14 protein-coding genes and 1 pseudogene are annotated in these 18,865 nt (G+C 65.0%); 7 read left to right on the forward strand and 8 right to left on the reverse strand.

Annotated elements, in window-relative coordinates; translation table 11 throughout:
• Position 1 precedes the first annotated feature (1 nt).
• Positions 2-850: a hypothetical protein gene (locus tag HFRIS_RS25825; RefSeq protein WP_244436298.1), complete on the reverse strand. Its 849-nt coding sequence runs from the start codon at positions 848-850 to the stop codon at positions 2-4.
• Between the two features lie 260 nt (positions 851-1,110).
• Here HFRIS_RS25825 and HFRIS_RS25450 point away from each other — a divergent pair, with 260 nt between their 5' ends.
• On the forward strand, positions 1,111-1,257 hold the full coding sequence (locus HFRIS_RS25450; RefSeq protein WP_161625977.1) for a hypothetical protein: 147 nt from the start codon (positions 1,111-1,113) through the stop codon (positions 1,255-1,257).
• A 59-nt stretch (positions 1,258-1,316) separates the two neighbouring features.
• On the opposite strand, the gene HFRIS_RS14290 is transcribed toward HFRIS_RS25450, so the two are convergent.
• From HFRIS_RS14290 to HFRIS_RS14300, 3 genes are read right to left on the reverse strand one after another with little or no spacing between them, the layout of a single operon-like run.
• Positions 1,317-2,789, reverse strand: coding sequence for an efflux transporter outer membrane subunit (locus tag HFRIS_RS14290; RefSeq protein ID WP_006464100.1), 1,473 nt, complete (start codon positions 2,787-2,789; stop codon positions 1,317-1,319).
• The gene (locus HFRIS_RS14295) at positions 2,789-5,932 is read right to left on the reverse strand and encodes an efflux RND transporter permease subunit (RefSeq protein ID WP_006464102.1); all 3,144 of its coding nucleotides are present in this window, start codon (positions 5,930-5,932) and stop codon (positions 2,789-2,791) included. Before HFRIS_RS14295 ends, HFRIS_RS14290 begins: the two co-directional genes overlap by 1 nt.
• Positions 5,929-7,041, reverse strand: a complete 1,113-nt coding sequence (locus HFRIS_RS14300) for an efflux RND transporter periplasmic adaptor subunit (protein WP_051110923.1) — start codon at positions 7,039-7,041, stop codon at positions 5,929-5,931. Before HFRIS_RS14300 ends, HFRIS_RS14295 begins: the two co-directional genes overlap by 4 nt.
• A gap of 185 nt (positions 7,042-7,226) precedes the next feature.
• Here HFRIS_RS14300 and HFRIS_RS14305 point away from each other — a divergent pair, with 185 nt between their 5' ends.
• Positions 7,227-7,937 carry a TetR/AcrR family transcriptional regulator gene (locus HFRIS_RS14305; RefSeq protein WP_039875822.1) on the forward strand — a complete coding sequence of 237 codons (711 nt, stop codon included), beginning with the start codon at positions 7,227-7,229 and terminating at the stop codon, positions 7,935-7,937.
• A gap of 49 nt (positions 7,938-7,986) precedes the next feature.
• Here HFRIS_RS14305 and HFRIS_RS14310 read toward each other — a convergent pair whose 3' ends face one another.
• From HFRIS_RS14310 to HFRIS_RS14320, 3 genes and pseudogenes are all read right to left on the reverse strand, one after another.
• Entirely contained in the window at positions 7,987-9,168 is a 1,182-nt protein-coding gene (locus tag HFRIS_RS14310) for an acetate/propionate family kinase (protein WP_006464107.1), read from the reverse strand.
• A pseudogene (locus tag HFRIS_RS14315) lies at positions 9,165-10,082 on the reverse strand (bifunctional enoyl-CoA hydratase/phosphate acetyltransferase); the annotation flags it as partial. The pseudogene HFRIS_RS14315 and the gene HFRIS_RS14310, both read right to left, overlap by 4 nt.
• 211 nt (positions 10,083-10,293) lie before the next feature.
• Positions 10,294-12,306: a putative bifunctional diguanylate cyclase/phosphodiesterase gene (locus tag HFRIS_RS14320; RefSeq protein ID WP_006464109.1), complete on the reverse strand. Its 2,013-nt coding sequence runs from the start codon at positions 12,304-12,306 to the stop codon at positions 10,294-10,296.
• Positions 12,307-12,511: 205 nt separating this feature from the next.
• Between HFRIS_RS14320 and HFRIS_RS25570 the strand changes: the two genes are divergently transcribed.
• Positions 12,512-12,706 carry a hypothetical protein gene (locus HFRIS_RS25570; RefSeq protein WP_006464110.1) on the forward strand — a complete coding sequence of 65 codons (195 nt, stop codon included), beginning with the start codon at positions 12,512-12,514 and terminating at the stop codon, positions 12,704-12,706.
• 160 nt (positions 12,707-12,866) lie between these two features.
• Positions 12,867-14,027, forward strand: coding sequence for a GGDEF domain-containing protein (locus HFRIS_RS14330; protein ID WP_006464111.1), 1,161 nt, complete (start codon positions 12,867-12,869; stop codon positions 14,025-14,027).
• Positions 14,028-14,111: 84 nt separating this feature from the next.
• Here the strand turns inward: HFRIS_RS14330 and HFRIS_RS14335 are convergent, their stop codons facing one another.
• Positions 14,112-15,386 carry an NAD(P)/FAD-dependent oxidoreductase gene (locus tag HFRIS_RS14335; protein ID WP_006464112.1) on the reverse strand — a complete coding sequence of 425 codons (1,275 nt, stop codon included), beginning with the start codon at positions 15,384-15,386 and terminating at the stop codon, positions 14,112-14,114.
• Positions 15,387-15,720: 334 nt separating this feature from the next.
• Between HFRIS_RS14335 and HFRIS_RS14340 the strand changes: the two genes are divergently transcribed.
• Genes HFRIS_RS14340 through HFRIS_RS14350 form a run of 3 tightly spaced genes read left to right on the forward strand, consistent with a single transcriptional unit; the run spans position 15,721 to position 18,854 of the window.
• On the forward strand, positions 15,721-16,386 hold the full coding sequence (locus tag HFRIS_RS14340) for a haloacid dehalogenase type II (RefSeq protein WP_006464113.1): 666 nt from the start codon (positions 15,721-15,723) through the stop codon (positions 16,384-16,386).
• Between the two features lie 48 nt (positions 16,387-16,434).
• Positions 16,435-17,502, forward strand: a complete 1,068-nt coding sequence (locus tag HFRIS_RS14345) for a phosphotransferase (RefSeq protein WP_152486698.1) — start codon at positions 16,435-16,437, stop codon at positions 17,500-17,502.
• Positions 17,499-18,854, forward strand: coding sequence for an aspartate aminotransferase family protein (locus HFRIS_RS14350; protein WP_006464115.1), 1,356 nt, complete (start codon positions 17,499-17,501; stop codon positions 18,852-18,854). Before HFRIS_RS14345 ends, HFRIS_RS14350 begins: the two co-directional genes overlap by 4 nt.
• Positions 18,855-18,865: the final 11 nt, after the last annotated feature.

Genomic DNA, 18,865 nt, shown 5'->3' on the forward strand with positions numbered 1-18,865 from the left:
CCTATTGGGCGGCAGCAGGCGTCGCGGCCACCTCGGGTGGCCCGTTCTTGGGCGGTGGCGGCGGCACATCGGTGTGGATCATCAATACCGTGCACTGTCGCGCCACCATGCCATTCTTGGCAAGTTGCGGCCCCTTGCCGTTATAGATCTTGGCATTGCCCATGAAGACGCCATCGATCTTGAAGGTCCAAGTGTTGGCGGGATTCTCAAAGCGGTAACCCATGCCATCCAGGCTCAGCGATTCGCCCATGATGGTGCCGGACATCACCTCCTCTGCAATCTTGGTACGGCGCTTGAGGCTCACACGGTTACCATCGACCTCGGCGATGAAATTTGCCTGGAAAGGCTTGGAATCCTTGTTGAAGCGGTTAGCATCGCAGGACATGACGGCACGCCAGCGGCCATCAGGCGGGGTCGGATCGGGACTGGCCGTACCGCCCGCGACGCCAGCCGAAGGCAGGACCCCGAGACGGCTGCCCAGCGTCACCGTAACCGAGTCAGGATAATCGAAACCGGCACCGCTGCTGCGATCGACCACATAGCCGATCGGGCCACCCAGCAGCAGGTTTCCCCACACATTGGTGTTGGCGCGCGAGACCACGTTCTGCTGACCGCTCACACCGTCCTTGGCGCATTCCACCAGCAAATCACCCGTGCTCTTCTTGATGGCCACGCTGCCTGGGGTCTTGACGTACCACTTGCCGACGTCGTTGCTCAGCGTGCAGCTGGCACCCGAGATGATCTGGCTGCCCTGGTTGGCAATGACTGAAATGGGTTGCGTCTGCGTGCCCGTGATGGAGGCACAACCACCCAGCAGCAGTGCTGCAAGGCATACCGGCATTCTCGACATGGATTCCCCGATTCTCTTCTGTCCGCTCGCGCGGATTTCATTGTTGTTGTAGTTCGCGGCGGCGATAACGCTGCCCCTGAAGACCTACCACCACGTGAGAATATAGCTGAGCTGTTTGCCGCTTGACTGACGAATAACTGACAGCGGAGAAAAATTATTTCAACTGAAATGCGGGCGTCGCTTTTTGACATCCGGGCATGACCGGACCGGTGCAAGATGACTCCATCGACACAGCAATCCGCCACCACAAGGAGCCCATCATGCACACCACCACCCTGCGCCTGGCCGTCTTCATCGGTACGATGAGCATCGCGTTCGAAGCCCACGCCGGTCGCGGCGGGGCGATGCTGATGAAGGACCTGACCCGGCTGTTCAGCCACCTGTTCCAGCAGTACATGGGCGGTTGACGAGAGAATGGGATAGGAAAGGGACGGGAGCGCCCGCTGGGTGCTCCCGCCCTGTCCGTTCAGGGCTTGGCCGCTGCCTGCTGGGCAGGTGCTTCGATGCCCACGCCCATGGCCTGGAACAGGGTGGCGGTATCGCTCATGCGGTTGGCCGTGGCACGCACTTCGCCCAGCCTGGCATTGAGATACTGGCGCTCGCCTGCGCGTGCGGCACTGGCCGGGTAGGCGCCCAGCTGGGCGCGTCGCTGGGCATTGCGCCAGCCCTGCTCGCTGGCCGCGCGCGCCGCCGTGGAGGCTTGCAGGGCATCAGCATCCTGGGTCAGCGCCACCAGGCTATCGGCCACGTTCTGGAAGGCATTCAACACGGTCTGGCGATAATTGGCCTCGGCCGCGAGATAGGCCTCCTTGGAAGCATCACGCCGGGCGCTGAGAGCGCCGCCGTGGAACAGCGGCTGCGTCAACGAAGCCCCCAGTCCCCACACCGCACCCGCCCCACTGGTCGCCTTGGCCCAGGAAAAACCGGACTGGCCGAAGGAGGCGCTGATGGACAGACTGGGGAACATCTCGGCCGTGGCCAGCGCCTGCTCGGCGGCAGCCACCTTCAATGCGGCGTCGGCAGCCAGGATATCGGGCCGCTGGCGCAGCAGTTCCGAAGGCAAGGCCAGCGGCACTTCGCCGGGTAGTTGCAGGCGGGTGATATCCAGATCGGCCGGCGCAGCGTCCGGGGTGCGTCCCATCAACACCGCCAGCGCATGGCGCGAGGCCTGCCACTGCGCTTTCATGGCGGGCAGGCTGGCGCGCAGCGACTGCGCGCTGGCCTGCGCCGACAGCAACTCATCCTGTGACACCGCACCCAGCGCCAGCCGGCGCTGCATCTCCTCGACATCGGCATCGGCCAGCGCCACCAGGCGTTCGGTATGCATCACCTGCGCGTGCAGGGAAGCCGCATTGATGGCCGTGATCACTACATTGGCCGCCACCGAGCGGCGTGCCGCGTCGAACTGGTAGGACTGCGCATCCACCTGGGCTGCAGCCGCCGAGTTGGCGAAGCGCTCCACGCCAAACAGGTCGAAGGTATAGCTGGCGCGAATCTGGCCGGCGAAGACGTTGTACAGGTTGGTGGTCGGCCCCAGATTGGGCAGCCCCAGGGCGCGCTGGCGCTGGGCCTGGCCGACCGCATCGATGGTGGGCCACAGCGATTCATCGATCTGGGCGCGCAACTGGAGGCGGGCGGCGGCCAGATTGCGATCAGCCTGGGCCAGGGAATGGTTGCTGCGCAGGGCCTCCTCCACCCATGCGGACAGTTCCGGCGAGCCATAGGCACGCCACCACTGCGGTACGGCGCGCTGGCCGAGCACGAATTTCTGACGCGCCTCCTGCGGCCCCAGGGTGGCGGGTGTGGCATCGACGGCGTAGTGGGCCGGCTGGGGCGAGGCCGGTGCCTCGCCGGTCGGACCCAGGGCGCAACCGGAGACCAGCAGCGCTGCGGCCAGCGCCAGGGTGCGCGGGGCGGGGGGAAAACGGACGGCGCTCATCAGTGGCTCCCTTGCGCGGCGTTGTCGCGATGATGGGTTTCATCCGGCTTGACCCGGTAGCACAGCGCATACAGGGCCGGCAGGTAGAACAGGGTCAGGATGGTGGCGATGGTGATGCCGCCCATCAGGGCGGTGGCCATCGGGCCGAAGAAGTTGCTGCGCAACAGCGGGATCAGCGCCAGCACGGCGGCGGCCGCAGTCAGCGTGATCGGGCGGAAGCGACGCACGGTGGCACCGACGATGGCGTCGAAGCGGCCACGGCCGGCAGCGATGTCCTGCTCGATCTGGTCCACCAGGATCACCGAGTTGCGCATGATGATGCCCAGCATGGCGATGGTCCCCAGCATGGCGACGAAGCCGAAGGGCTGGCCGAACAGCAGCAACGCACCGACCACGCCGATCAGACCCAGCGGGGCGGTCATCACCACCATCAGGGTACGGCCGAAGCTTTGCAGCTGCACCATGAGCAACAGCAGTACGGCGATGAACATCAGCGGCATCTGTGCCGAGATCGAGGACTGCGCCTTGGCGTTTTCTTCCACCGGGCCGCCGACGTCGATACGGTAGCCCACCGGCAGCTCGGCGCGCAGCGCGTCGAGCTTCTGGTTGACATCGTTGGTCACGTCGATACCCTGCACGCCTGCTCGCACATCGGCCAGCACGGTGATGGTGGGCTGGCGATTGCGTTCCCAGATGACGCCGTATTCCAGCGTGTTGTGGAACTTGCCCAGGGTCGCCAGCGGCACCGGGCCGTTAGGGGTGGGCATGGACAGCGTGGCCAGGCGCGAGGGGTCGACGCGTTCGCTGCGCGGCGCGCGCAGATCGACGCTGATGAGCTTGTCGCGCTCGCGGTACTGGGTGATGGTGTAGCCCGACAGTTGCATGGCCAGGAAGTTGGAAATCTGCTGGCTGCTCAGGCCGAGCTCACCGGCGCGTTTCTGGTCGATCTCGAAGGAGACCGAACGCTGCGCCGGTTCATCCCAGTCGAACTGGATGTTGGTGGCACGGGTCTCCTTGCGCATTTCGGCGGCAACCTGTTCGGCGATGGCGCGCACCTTGGGAATCTGCTCGCCACTGATGCGGAACTGCACCGGGAAGCCGACCGGCGGACCGTTTTCCAGGCGCGTCATGCGGGTGCGCACGCCGCTGAACTGCTTGCGCAGCGGCTCTTCCAGCGCCTTTGCCAGGGCTTCCCGATCTTCCACCGACTTGGCGGTGACCACGAACTGGGCAAAGTTGGGGCTGGCCAGTTGCTGGTCCAGCGGCAGGTAGAAGCGCGGTGCACCGACACCGACGAAGCTGATGTAGTGATCGATCTGCGGCCGGTCCTTGAGCAGGGCTTCCATGCGGATGGCTTCGCGCTGGGTGGCCTCGAAGGAGGCGCGCTCGGGCAGGTGCATGTCGATCAGCAGTTCGGGCCGGTCGGAGCTGGGGAAGAACTGTTGCGGCACCAGCGCGAAGGCGGCCAGCGAACCGATGAAGAGCAGTGTGGTGGCGATCACCACGCGGCCACGGAAGGCCACGCACCAGGACACCGAGCGCCGCAGCAGGGTGTAGATGCGGGTCTGGTAGATGGGGTGATCGTGGTCTTCCTCGTCATGGCCGGCATGTGGATTGGCGGCGATCTGTTCGTCAGTGAGCGCACCCGGCTTTTCCTTGAGCATGTGGTAGCCCAGCAGCGGGATCAGCACCACCGCCGCCAGCCACGACAGCAGCAGCGCGATGGCCGAGACTTCGAAGATGGAACGGGTGTATTCGCCGGTCCCGGACTTGGCCAGGGCGATCGGCAGGAAGCCGGCCACCGTCACCAGGGTGCCGGTGAGCATCGGGAAAGCGGTGCTGGTGTAGGCGAAGGCGGCGGCGCGGCGGCGGTTCCAGCCCTGCTCCAGCTTCACCGCCATCATCTCGACGGCGATGATGGCGTCATCCACCAGCAGGCCCAATGCCAGCACCAGGGTGCCCAGCGAGACCTTGTGCAGGCCGATGTCGAACATGTACATGAACAGTGAGGTCACCGCCAGCACGATGGGAATCGAGATCACCACCACCATGCCGGTGCGGATGCCCAACGAGACCAGGCTCACCACCAGCACGATGGCGACAGCCTCGGCCACGGCTTCGAGGAAATCGTCGACCGATTTTTCCACGGCGTGCGGCATGCTGGAGACCGCCGTCAGGGTCAGGCCGGCCGGCAGGCGCTTGCGCAATTCTTCGGTACGCTCATCCAGGGCCTTGCCCAGGCGGATGACGTCGCCACCGGGCTGCATGGTCACGCCGATGCCCAGCACCGGCTGGCCGTTGGCGCGCATTTCCTGTTCCTGGGGTTCGTCGTAGCCACGGTGGATGGTGGCGATGTCACCCAGCCGGAAATTGCGGTTGTTGAGGTGGATGACCTTGTCTTCCAGTGCCCGCAGGTTGTCGAACTGGCCGGTAGGACGCACATAGACGCGGTCGTTGCCGGTGGTGATCAGGCCGCCCGGCACCACGGCGTTCTGGCCGCCGATGGCATCGGCCAGTTGCTGCGGGCTGATGCCCAGGCGCGTCATGCGGGCATTGCCGATGTCGATGTAGATGTGTTCCTGGCGCTCGCCGAAGTAATCGATCTTGGCCACACCCGGCACGTGCAACAGTTCGCCGCGCAACTGGTCGGCATAGTCGCGCAGTTGTGCGGGCGTGAAGCCGTCGCCGGCCAGTGCATAGATGTTGGTGTAGACGTCGCCGAATTCGTCATTGAAGTAAGGTCCCTTGACGCCTTGCGGCAGGGTGGCGGCGACGTCGCCGACCTTCTTGCGTACCTGGTACCAGGTCTGCGGCACCTGCGAAGCGGGCGCGGTGTCCTTGATGGTGAAGAACAGCTGCGACTGGCCGGCACGGGAATAGCTGCGCAGGAAGTCCACATCCGGCGTTTCCTGCAGCTTGCGGGCGATGCGGTCGGTAATCTGCTCCTGTACCTGACGCGCGGTGGCACCGGGCCAGTCGGTCTGGATCACCATGACCTTGAAGGTGAAGGGCGGGTCTTCGGACTGCGAGAGCCGGTTATAGGAGCCCATGCCCAGCAGCGTCACCAGCGCCAGGATGAAGGTCACCAGCGCCTGGTGCTGCAGCGTCCAGGCGGAGAGATTGAAACGGCCGGGCGCGCTCATAGGGCGAAGTCCTCGGCGTGCAGCGGGGCGACCGGCTTGACCTTCTCGCCTGCGGTCAGGGTATGGACGCCCTGCACCACCACCTTGTCAGCCGCGGCCACGCCCTGCGACAGCGAAATGCTGCGCTCGCCATAGGCCGATACCGTCACCGGACGCAGTTCCAGCTTGCCTTCGCCGCCGACGATCCAGACCGCCGGCTTGCCGCCTTGATGGAACAGCGCAGTCGCCGGCAGCAGCAATACCTTGGCCTGGCCGGAGGGAACGGCGGGCGTGATCACGACATCGCCGGTCATGCCCAGGCGCACGCTGGCGTCGGGTTGTTCCAGGGTGACCTTGACGCGGTAGGTGCGGCTCTGCAGGTCGGCGGCGGGACTGACTTCGCGCACCTTGCCCTTGAAGGTCTTGCCCGGCAACGCGGCCAGGGTGACGGTAGCGGGCTGGCCAGGTTGCAGGCCGGCCAGTTGGCGGTCGGCGACATCGGTGACCACATCCACCGCGCCCGACCAGGCCAGCGAATAGACCGGCTGACCGGGGTTGAGCACGTCACCGGTATTGGCCTGTTCGGCGCTGATGACACCGTCATGCTGGGCCACCAGGGTGGTGTAGTCGCGCTGGTTGCCGGCCACCGAGGCACGTGCCTGGGCCGCCTGGAACTGCGCCAGTGCAGCGGCGCGGGCATCCTGGCTCTGTTCCAGTTGCTGGGCGCTGATCAGCTGTTCGCGGGCCTGGGCGGTATCGCGCTGCAACTGTTTCTCGGCGGCGTCCAGGTGCTGGCGTGCCGAGGCCAGTTCGGCGCGGGCGGAGGCGGCATTCTGATCGGCATCCGACGGGTCCAGGCGGGCCAGCACCTGGCCCTTGCGCACCACGTCGCCCAGGTGCACGCGGCGCTCCACCAGCTGGCCGGCGACACGGAAGGACATCGAGGTCACATAGCGCGACTGCACCTCGGCCGGGAGATGCAAAGGCTGTCCGCCGTCCCGTTCCTGCGGCTGCAGGATCACCACTTCGCGCGGGGCGTCGGCCACCGGCGCCGGCTTGCTGCAGGCCGACAGGGTCAGTACCAGGGCCGCCGCGGCCAGGCCGAGCGGTACGCGCCGGGGTAGAGACAGATGCAGGGGAAGGACACGGGGACGCGGATCGGGCTTCACAGCTTTCCTTTCAGGAAGGTAGGGTCGGATCGCCGGGCGCTCCGCATCCTCGAGGGTGGTCTTTACAAAAGTTCAGCGATTCTAATGCAGATATGAATTCAGATGCAATCCTGTATTTGAATACAACAGTGTTAGAATCCTGCCCCATGACACGCGAACCAAGCCCACCACGCCAACGACTGAGCCGCGAACAAAGTCGCGAGCAGACCCGCGCAAGGCTGCTGGAGGCGGCGCACGCGGTCTTCATGCAAAAGGGATATGCGCTTACCAGCGTGGAGGATATCAGCACGGCGGCGGGCTACTCGCGGGGCGCGTTCTATTCCAACTTCGACGACAAGACCGAGCTGTTCTTCGAGTTGCTCCGGCGCGAGGGCGAGAGCATCGACCGTGGCTTCCAGCGCCTGCTCGATGGTGGAGTGACCGATCCCGATGCCCTGCGCGATGCGCTGGCCGAGCAGTATTCGGCGCTCTATCGCGACGACAAGTGCAGCCTGCTGTGGATGGAGGCGCGCATCGTGGCCCTGCGCGACGAGAAGTTCCGCCTGCAGCTCGATGTCTACCTGGAAGAGCGTTACCGCCAGATCACCTGTTTCGTGCAGGCCTATTGCGACCTGACCGGGGTCACCCCCGCCGCACCGGCGCGCGAGATCGCCATCGGCCTGATGGCGCTGTGCGAGGGCGTCAGTTTCTCCTACCGCTGTGTGCCGCACATCGTGGACGGCAAGACCGCCGAGTCGGTACTGGCGTGGTTCATGAAGGCCTCAGTGGCGGTGACCGCCACCACGGCCGCTCCATCCGCTGTCGCTGCAAAGAAGCCGCCCCGTCCCCGCAAGAAAGCAGCAGCGGCCGGCGACTAGCGCGCCGTCGCTGTCGACGCCATTGGCTCCGCGCCTTGCGCGAACACCCTCATCGCTCCTTCCCCATCAGCAGTCTGGCCGCGTCGTCGGCAATGACCTGTTCCTCATTGGTCGGGATCACCAGCACCCGCAGGCGGCTGGCCTGGCTGCTGATGCATTCCAGATGCTGTTCATTGGCGGCCGGGTCCAGCCTGATGCCCAGCCAGCCAAGCCGGCGGCAGATGGCGGTGCGCATGCGGGCGTCATGCTCGCCGATGCCGGCGGTGAAGACCAGTGCATCCATGCCGCCCAGGGTGGTGGCCAGCCGTGCCGCCTCGCCGGCGCAGCGCAACGCGAACAGCTCCAATGCTTCACGGGCCGGGATGGACTCGCTCTGCTGCAGCGTGCGCACATCGGCGCTCACGCCGGATACCCCCAGCAGGCCGCTCTGGTGATACAGCAGGTCTTCCAGCGCGGCCGGGGTCATCCCCTGCTGCAACAGGTACAGCAACACGCCGGGATCAAGCGCACCGCAACGCGTGCCCATGGGGACGCCTTCCAGCGTGGAGAAACCGGTGCTGGCATCGACACTGCGACCGTTCTGGAGCGCACACAGACTGGCGCCATTGCCCAGGTGCGCGACCACCACGTTGCCGTGTGCCTCGGGCAGGCCGCGCCGACGCAGCTCATCGGCGATATAGCTGTAGGAAATACCGTGGAAACCGTAACGCAGCACACCTTCGTCATGCAGCTTGCGTGGCAGGGCAAAGCGGCGCGCCAGCGCGTCCTGGGTGGCGTGGAACGCGGTGTCGAAGGTGGCGGTCTGCGGCAATCCGGGACGCAAACGCTCGATGGCGCGGATCAGCCGCAGGTTCTGGGGCTGGTGCAAAGGGGCCAGCGGCGCCAGGGCTTCCAGCGTGGCTTCGATGGCGGGGTCCAGCAGCACCGGGCGCGACAGGTGCAGGCCGCCATGCACCACGCGATGCCCGACCGCGCACAGGGCGCCCTGCTCATGGCCGACTTCCAGCTGGTGCAGCACTTCTTCCAGCACCTTGTCCATCGATGCTATCGGGTCGGCCTTGATCTCGATGGCCGAACGTACGCCATCGATCTCCAGACGCAATTGCAGCGGCGTCAGGTGCAGGTCCAGTTGCCCCTGCCCGATCTTGGTGGCGCGGGCCTGGTCGAGGCGAAACACGCCCAGCTTGATCGAAGACGAGCCTGCATTGAAGGTGAGCAGCCAGCGGTTCATGCGTCCTCCTGAGGGGATACCTGCACGGCGGCCCGTGCCGCCACCAGCCGGGCCAGCGCGGACGATGCCAGGCGCACCCGCAGGCTGTCGGCGCGACTGGTGAGAATCACGGGCACGCGTGCGCCCAGCACCAGGCCTGCGGCATCGGCCTGCGCCAGGTAGATCAGTTGCTTGGCCAGCATGTTGCCGGCCTCCAGGTCCGGCACCAGCAGGATGTCCACACTGCCGGCCACCGGTGAGGCTATCCCCTTGATGGTGGCGGCCTCCAGGCTGATGGCATTGTCAAAGGCCAGCGGGCCATCCACCAGCGCGCCGGTGATCTGGTGGCGCGTCGCCATCACCGTCAGCGCGGCGGCATCCAGTGTGGAGGGCATGGCCGGATTGACGGTCTCCACCGCCGCCAGCACCGCCACATGGGGACGGGGCACGCCCATCACGTGCAGCAGGTCGATGGCGTTCTGGCAGATGTCGCGCTTGTGCGCCAGCGTGGGCGCGATGTTGATGGCGGCGTCGGTGATGACCAGCGGTTTGGAATAGGTGGGGATGGCCATCGCGTACACGTGGCTGATGCGACGTTCGGTACGCAGGCCGGAGCCGGCGGCGACGACCGCGCCCAGCAATTCGTCGCTGTGCAGGCTGCCCTTCATCAGGGCGCCCACCCTGCCCTGCACGGCCAGCTCGACGGCGCGGGCAGCGGCCGCATGGCTGTGCTCGACCGCTTCGATAGGCAAACCCTGCAGCGACAGGCCGGCCTGCTCGGCGATGCGACGTATCCTGGCTTCGGGGCCGACCAGCATTGGCTCGAGCAGGCCTTCATCACGCGCTTCCAGCGCCCCTTGCAAGGCCTCGACCGAACAGGGATGGACCACGGCGACCCGCATGGGCCGGGCACCGAGGGCGTCGCGGATGAGTTGGTCGTAGCGCTGCGCAGGCGAGGCCTGGGCGGGTGGGAACATGGCATTCTCCGGGAGGCTGGGCATGCGCGGGCATGCTTGTTGTGTCGCAGCATAGCCGCCCCGGGGTGGGAGCGGCGCCCTGATCGGACAAAGCTTGATCTGCTTCAAGTTTGTCAGCGCCGCGTCATCACGGCGCATGGAGCCACAGGGGGATTGGGGGATTCCGTGCCTACACCTGCGCCAGGGCACTGACCATGCGGCGCGCCTGGTCCGCCGGCATCGGGCGGGAGAAATAGAAACCCTGCATGGCATGGCACTGCAGGGCTTGCAGGGTGCGCAGGTCGTCCTCGCTCTCGACGCCCTCGGCCACCACCTGGAAGCCGAAAGACCCCGACAACTGCAGCACCGCGGCCACCAGCGCCTGGTTTTCGGTCTGCTCGGTCAGGCCGGTGACGAAGCTGCGGTCGATCTTCACGCGCGATACGCGCATCTGGCGCAGGAAGCCCAGCGAGGAATAACCCACGCCAAAGTCATCGATGGCGATGCTCACGCCCTGCATCGCCAGCGCCACCAGGCTCTGGCTGGCGGCCTGCAGGTCCAGGGCGGTTTCTTCGGTGATCTCGATTTCCAGCATCCGGGCCGGCAGCTGGCGCGACTTCAGCATCTCCGTCACCAGTTCATCGACACTGATGCGCTCCATCTCGCGTGGCGAAATGTTCATCGATACCCGCAGGTCCGGGCGTCCGCTGGCCTGCAGGAAGGCGATCATGGCCCCGGTCTCGCCGATGATGAAGCGCAGCAACTCCTCCGACAGGCCGGCCAGCGCGGCGATCTCGATCAGGTCGGGCGGCGCGATGGCGCCGTGGCGCGGATGACGCCAGCGCAGCAGGGCTTCGAAGCCATCCAGGGTGCGACCATCATGCTGGATGATGGGCTGGAACCAGACCTCCAGCTGGCGGCGCGCCAGGGCATCGGCCAGGTCGCGCTCGACGTCGCGCTTCATCTGCAGGTGTGCGTTGAGGTCGTCGTTGAACACATGGAACTGGTTGCGGCCACGGCGCTTGGCCTCGTACATGGCGGCATCGGAGCAGACCAGCATCTCGTTGATGTCATCGCTGCGGGTGATGGTGATGCCCAGGCTCAGGCCGATGTGCCGGTGCGCCAGACGGGCGAAGGGCTGGCGGATGGCGGCGATGAGCCGCCGGGCCAGCTGTTCCGGCGGTTCAGCCTGCGGCGCCAGCGGGTACAGGATCACGAACTCGTCGCCCCCCAGGCGTGCCAGGGTGGCGGTCTCGGGCACGCTGGCCTGCAGCCGCCGTGCCACCTCGACCAGCACCTGGTCGCCGGCATCGTGGCCGTAGGCATCGTTGATCACCTTGAAACCATCCAGGTCGAGGAACATCATGCACAAGGCATGCTCCTGCCGCGCCACCATGCGCGGCGCCACTTCCATGAAACCGGCGCGACCCAGCAGACCGGTCAGCAGGTCATGCTCGGCCTGATATTGCATCTTCTGTGCGAAGCGGTGCAGGTCCTGGTGGGCCACTTCCAGCGCCTGCTTGGCGGTGGTGGCCTCGTTCTTCAGCGCGCTGGCGTGCGAGACCAGGCCTTCGCTGACCTTGGAGCCCCGGATCAGCGCGGCCAGGTAGAGCAGCACCGCTGCGGCCAGTGCCATGCGGGTGGCGCTGGTCTCGATGGTGGCCAGGCAAAAGATGATGGACAGCAGCGGCGGCGTGATGAAGCAGATCGGAATGCGAGCAAATGCGAAGCCGTGGGTCACCGCGCCGGCCGTGATGCCGCATACGCAGGTGAGATAGAAAAGAGTCTCGGGCGTGGTATAGCCTGCGCACAGCAGCGGGACGCCGGCCCACACGATGCCCGACATCAGGGCCAGGAGGCAGTGCAGTCGGAGGTTGAGTTCGGTGACGCGATCGCCATCGCCGACAGTGCGAGCACCCAGCAACGGCAGCGCCGCTGCCAGACGCTCCACCGGGATGCGGCAGGCCAGGATGCGCAACACATTGACCAGCCCCGAGCAGGCCAGCCAGATCAGGGCAATGGAGAGCTTGCCCGAGCGCCAGGCCACGAAGGTCGAGATCACGCCCAGCAGCATGTTGACCGGCATGGACAGCAGCACGGTCTGGCGCAGCGCCATCAGCTGATCGGAACGGATCAGTTGCCGCAGGGACACGGCATGGGCCGGGTCAGTGTAAGAGGCTTGCGAGTTCTGCTGGTGTGACATGGTGTTCCTGTTGCGTCCTGGAATTGCCGCCTGACAAGGCTGGTCCGGCATAACCACCGGATGGGAAGCATAGTACGCGAGCCGGACCGTATTATCCAAGCGACAAGAAGAATTCTCATCAAAACCTGCCCCGGTTGCGTTGCATCAACGAGGCATTTGCCCAAAACGGACAAGCTGGCCCTTCCGCAACCCCGAGGAAAACAAAATGAGCCACACGAGCACAGACAATGGAAACTGGTTATCGGCCGAGCAGGCCGTGTTGCCGGACGGTACCGAACGCGAAAACCTGCCGCTGGTGAAGAAGAAGCTGCCGCTGTTCTCGCCCCAGCAGATCCCGGGCGGTGACGAACTGCCGCCCCCCTCCCCCACGGCGACCGGGCCATCGACCGAGCCGGCCTGACCGGCGCCCCCGGGGACGGGGCCGCCATGGAGGTGACACGGCCAGGATGCGGGACGACGGCTACAATAGCGGCTGTTCCTGCCCTTCCCACCGTTTGCACCGTTTGCACCGTTTGCACCGCTCGCATCGTTCGTACTGCCTGCCGGTGCCGTATCACCCCATGGCTCTCGATCCCTCCACCCTGCTTATCCTCACCATCGCCCTGGCGGCGGCCGCTGCTCTCTACCTGGCGGTGGAATGGGGCGTAGTGCGCGAACGCTCGCTCCTGCTCTGGAGCAGCGGCTTCGCCATCATCGCCCTCGGTTCCTTCCTGGCATTGCTGCGCTCGCGCGGCTACCTGCTCATCGGCATCTGGTTCGCCAATGGCATGCTGATCGCCGCGCACGCCTGCTTCCTGGCCGGCGTGGCATGGTTTACCCGCACCCGGCTCTCGCACCGCTGGTGGCTACTCACACTGCTGTGGCTGGTGATGTTGTGCCTGCCTGCGCAACCCTGGTGGTCACGGGTGATGCTGGGCGTGCAGTCGTTGATGATCGCCGCCGTCACGCTGCGCGCCAGTCACCTGTTGCGACCGCATGGCGCATCGCTCAGCGTGGGCGCGGTGCAATTGCGGTATGTGCTGCTGGCGCATGGCCTGTTCTATGTCGCCAAGGCAATCGTCGCCATCGTGCCAGGCACCCTGCTGGACCTGGCGGCCTTTGGCGGCGCGGTGATCCGGATATCGCTGATCGAAGGCGCGATGGCGATCATGCTGATCGCGCTGTCGATGACCGGCACCGAGCGGTACCGTCGCGAACAGCACATCGGCCAGCTGGCGGCCCGCGATCCCCTGACCGGCCTGCTCAACCGCCGCGCCCTCAAGACCAGCGCCCCCGCGCTGCTGGCGCAGGCCAACGTCCAGCATCCCGGCGCAGTGCTGCTGATCGACATCGACAACTTCAAGCAGGTCAACGACCTGCACGGCCATGCTGCCGGTGACCAGCTGCTCGAAGCCTTGAGCATGCTGCTGCACGAGGTTTTGCCGGAGGCTGCACTGGCGGCGCGCCTGGGCGGGGATGAATTTGTGATCCTGCTGCAGGATGCCCGCACCGATCAGGTCACCCGTCTGGGGGAAAGCCTGCGACAGGGCTTTGCCCACGTCGCCGGCAAGAGCTTCCCCACACCCGACCCCGTCAGCCTGAGCGTGGGTGGCAGCGTCTTCGAGACTCCGCCGGCCGACCTGGAAAGCCTGCTGGCGCACACCGACGTGGCACTGTACGACGCCAAGCGGGCCGGCCGTGATCGGGTCGTGGTGGGGCTGGTCGGAACGCCAGAGGTCTAGGCCTGCATTGGCCGGCTGCAAGCGCTGGTGCAGGCGCTTGACCACCGCGCAGCACATCCTGTCCGGCCGCCGCCCCGCTCGCGCTCATCGCAGCCGGTCTTTGAGCCGATACCACGCCCCCACGAAGGGCAGGAACCAAGGCTTACCGAAGTGGCCGGGAATGGCTGGCCAGGCAAAATCCTTCCAGGGATTGAGATCGACATGCCCCTCCATGATCTCCGCCATCATCGTTCCCATCAGCGTCGCCATGTGAGTGCCATGACCGCTGTAGCCCATGGAATAGAACACGCCTTCGCGCTGGCCGGCACGCGGTAGCCTGTCGGCGGTCATGTCGACCATCCCGCCCCAGCAATAGTCGATACGCGTCCCGGCGAGTCCGGGAAAGACAGTGAGCATCTGCTGGCGCAGGATATCGCCACTGCGCGCATCGGAACGCGGATTGGAGGCGGCAAAGCGCGCACGGCCACCAAATAGCAGGCGCTTGTCCGGCGTGACGCGGAAATAATTCACGAAGTTCTTGGTGTCGGTATACATGCGGCGCGTCGGCACCAGTCCATCCAGCAACGACAGCGGGAGTGGTTCAGTGACGATCAAGAACGCGCCGACAGGTACGATGCGACGGCGGACCCAACCGAACGGACCGATTTGCGAGATACCGCTGGCCAGCAACACCTGCCGGGCACGTAAAGGACCACGCGCGGTGCGCACGAGATAGCTGCCGGATTGCCGTTGAAGACCAAGCACCGGCGTGTGTTCGAGATACACGGCACCATGGCGCTGTGCCGCATGCGCCAGGCCGCGTACATAGCGCCCCACATGCATGCCCGCGCTTTTTTCGAGAAGCAGCCCGCCGTGGTAGCAATCGCTACCCAACTCGTCACGCAGTTGTGCAGGGGTCAACAGCCGGGTCTGCGGATCGACGCTGGCGGCCAGCAATTCCTGGCTGCGCGCCAGCTTGTCGTAATGCTCTGGCTTGGCGGCCAGCTTGAGCTTGCCGTGACGGGCGAAGTCGCAATCGATGGACTCCTGCCTGACAAGCCTTTCGACCGTATCGACGCCGGCATCGAAGGCTCGATAAATCCGGTCGGCCAGTTCGCTGCCCAGGCGCTGCGATAGTGCCGCGTAGTCCTGGGCGAAGCCGTTGTTGCACATGCCGCCATTGCGCCCGGAGGCAGCGCCGCCGACGATGTCGGCGTCGCACACCACCACCTGAGCTCCCTTGCGTGAAAGCGCCAGCGCTGCGGACGATCCGGTGATGCCGCCACCAACCACCAGCACGTCGCAGCCGCCCTCGGGCAGTGCATCGGTCTGGCTCATGAAGGGCGGCGATGTGTCCAGCCAGTACGACTTCAGTTGCATCATGGGCTCCCACCAATATCGATCAGGACGAGGGAACAGGACCGTGACCCTCCCTCGGAAAAGATTATGGAACCGCAGTTTGCCACTGGGATTAATGCAAATTTAATTCTTCATTAAATCTGCATTAAGGCCGGTACAGGCAAGAAAGCAGGTTGCCAGGCCAAGAGGTGCAGCGCGTCTGGCACCCGGCCCGAACGCATGGCCCCGATCCAAGGAAAATGCCGGAAAGCCCAGGATTAAAAGTAGAAGCTGCTCCGATCGCCCGGCAATAAGAGATTTTTCTCTTGGCCGGGCGGCCATACTTTCTCCATCGACCACGAAGGAGATTGATCCAATGATTTTCAAGCCGAAGTTCATCAGTTTCGATTGCTACGGAACACTCATCAATTTTGAAATGGGCCCCACGGCCAGATCGCTGTTCTCCGATCGTGTCAGCGAGCAACGCATGCCGGGCTTTCTGGAAAGCTTCCGTTTCTATCGCCTGGACGAAGTGCTAGGTGCCTGGAAGCCCTTCTTCGATGTCGCGGAAAACGCCATCCAGCGGGCCTGCCACGCGCACGACGTGGAATATCGCACCAGCGATGCGCAGTCGCTCTACGCGGCCGTTCCCACCTGGCAGCCGCATCCGCACGTGGTCGAAACACTGGAGAAGATCGCACCGCATATCCCGCTGGTGATCTTGTCCAATTCGATGACCGACCTGATCCCGCACAGCGTGGCACATCTGAAAGCCCCCTTCCATGCGGTCTACACCGCAGAGGAAGCACAGGCCTACAAGCCACGCGGCCAGGCGTTTGAATACATGTTCGATCAACTCGGCTGCGGACCGGAAGAGATGGTGCATTGCTCCTCCAGCTTCCGCTACGACCTGATGACGGCCGCCGACCTGGGCTTCATGGCCAAGGCCTTCATCGACCGCAACCATGAACCCGGCTTCGATGGCTATGGCGTCAATCGCCTGACCGACTTTCGTCAGCTTGCTGGGCTGGTCGGTCTTTGATCGCTATCGCTACCGCTACCCACCCTGGCGCAACTCCAAGCGAGACCCATGATGCATCAGCAAGCTCTTGATCAAACTGCAGCATTGAGCACGGCCGCGCCGGCGATACCCCTCTCCACGCTGCACAAGCTCGCCTCTGGCCTCTACGGCATCGACGGGGAGGTCACCGTGCTGGCTGGCGAACGTGACCAGAACTGCCGCATCGACGGCCAAGATGGACTGCGCCATGTGCTCAAGATCAGCAATCCTTCCGAAGAACCCGCGGTGGTGGATTTCCAGATTGCCGCGCTTGAGCACATTGCGGTCGTCGCACCCGAACTTCCGATCCCGCGGGTAGTGCGCACGCTGGGTGGGCGAACCTCCGAACGCATTCGCCTTGATGATGGCAACGTCTGTACGGTACGCATGCTGACCTACCTGGACGGCGTGCAGATCAAGGAGACCATTCGCACAGCTGGTCAGCGGCGCGCCATGGGCAGCGGTTTGGCGAAACTGAACCTGGCCTTGCGCGACTTCTCGCATCCGGGCGCGCATCATGACCTGCTATGGAATGTATCGACCGCGCACCGCCTGGCGGCCAAGATGGAAGGCCTGATCGATCCAGGCCGCCGTCTGTTGGCACAGCGCTTCATGACTCGCTTCGAACAGGACGTGCTGCCTCTCCTGCCACAGGTGCGCACGCAGGTCATCCACAATGACTACCATCTCTACAACGTCCTGGTGGCGCCCCAGGAACAGGAGCACATCACCGGCATCATCGATTTCGGCGACATGCTGCATGCGCCATTGGTGGGCGAGGTGGGTACCGCAGCGGCGTTCCACATGACGGGCAACACCGATCCTTTCGAAGGTCCGGCACAGTTCGTGGGCGCCTATCACGCTCTGCTGCCGCTCACCGATCCCGAGCAGGAGATCGTCACCGACCTGATGGCCACGCGCCACCTGATCACGGCGCTGATCTCGGAGTGGCGTGCAGTACGCTACCCCCATAACCGGGCCTACATCATGCGCCACAACCCGGCAGCCTGGGAGGCACTGGGGCAACTGGCCGACCTCTCGCGCCAGGACGCACGCGACCGCCTGCTTTCAGAAATCCGCAACAGGAGAATCCCATGAAGAGCACAACCGACCTGAACATGGTCAACGCCTATATCCCCGGTCGGACCGACGTCGGCCCCGTGACCGAGGCCCTGATCAAACGCCGTGACGCGCTGCTGGGTCCGGCCTATCGCCTGATGTACGAGCATCCGCTGCAGATCGTGCGCGGCGAGGGTGTCTGGCTGATTGATCCGCAGGGACGCCGTTACCTCGACGTCTACAACAACGTGACCTCCCTTGGGCATTGCCACCCTGCAGTCACCGAGGCGATCTGCCAGCAGGTGCAAACCCTGGCGACCAATACCCGCTATCTGCATGAAACCATCCTGGAACTGGCCGAAAGGCTTCTCGCCACCGTACCGGAAACGGCACTGGCACACCTGATGCTGACCTGCACCGGTAGCGAAGCCAATGATCTGGCCTATCGCATCGCCAAAGTGCGCACCGGCGGCACCGGGGTGATCGTGACCGATACCGCCTATCACGGCATCACCGACGCCGTCTCGCAGTTCTCCCCCTCGCTGGGCGCCACGGTCAACCTTGGTCCGCATGTACGGTTGGTGCCGGCGCCGCGTGGTTATCACGCTCAAGGGCAGGATCTGGGCGAACGCTTTGCACGCGATGTGGAGGCAGCCATTGCCGACCTGCAACGCCACGGTATGCAGCCAGCAGCACTGATCGTCGACTCACTCTTTACCAGCGATGGGATCCTGCCCGGCCCGGCAGGCTTCCTCAGGGGAGCGGTACAGGCCATTCAGCGCGCCGGCGGCCTCTTCATCGCCGACGAGGTGCAACCTGGCTTTGGTCGCACCGGTGAGCACATGTGGGGCTTCCAGCGCCACGGCGTGGTGCCGGACATCGTGACCATGGGCAAGCCGATGGGCAACGGGCAACCGGTTGCAGGTCTGCTGGCCACGGCCGACGCGTTGCAGGACTTCGGCCAGCGCTCGCGTTACTTCAATACCTTCGGTGGCAATACCGTGTCCTGCGCAGCGGCACTTGCAGTACTCAAGACCATAGAACGCGAGGGCCTGATCGCCCATGCGCACGAGGCAGGATCGATCTTGCTTGACGGCATCGCCGCCTTGGCAGAACGTCATGAGGCGATTGGCGACGTGCGCGGCGCGGGCATGTTCGTCGGCGTGGAACTGGTCTCCGATCGCCGCTCGCGTACACCAGACCGCAGCCTTACCAGCGAGGTGGTCAACCGGATGCGCGACAAGGGCGTGCTGCTCAGCGCCTGCGCGATGGGACATAACGTATTGAAGATACGACCGCCGCTGGTATTGACGAAGGATCAGGCCGGCATGGTGATCGATGCGCTGGACGAATCGCTGATGCAAGCCAGGACCGGCTCGGCCAGCCGTTGACAGCGAGCTGC

Source organism: Herbaspirillum frisingense GSF30, from assembly GCF_000300975.2.
Taxonomy (GTDB): domain Bacteria; phylum Pseudomonadota; class Gammaproteobacteria; order Burkholderiales; family Burkholderiaceae_D; genus Herbaspirillum; species Herbaspirillum frisingense.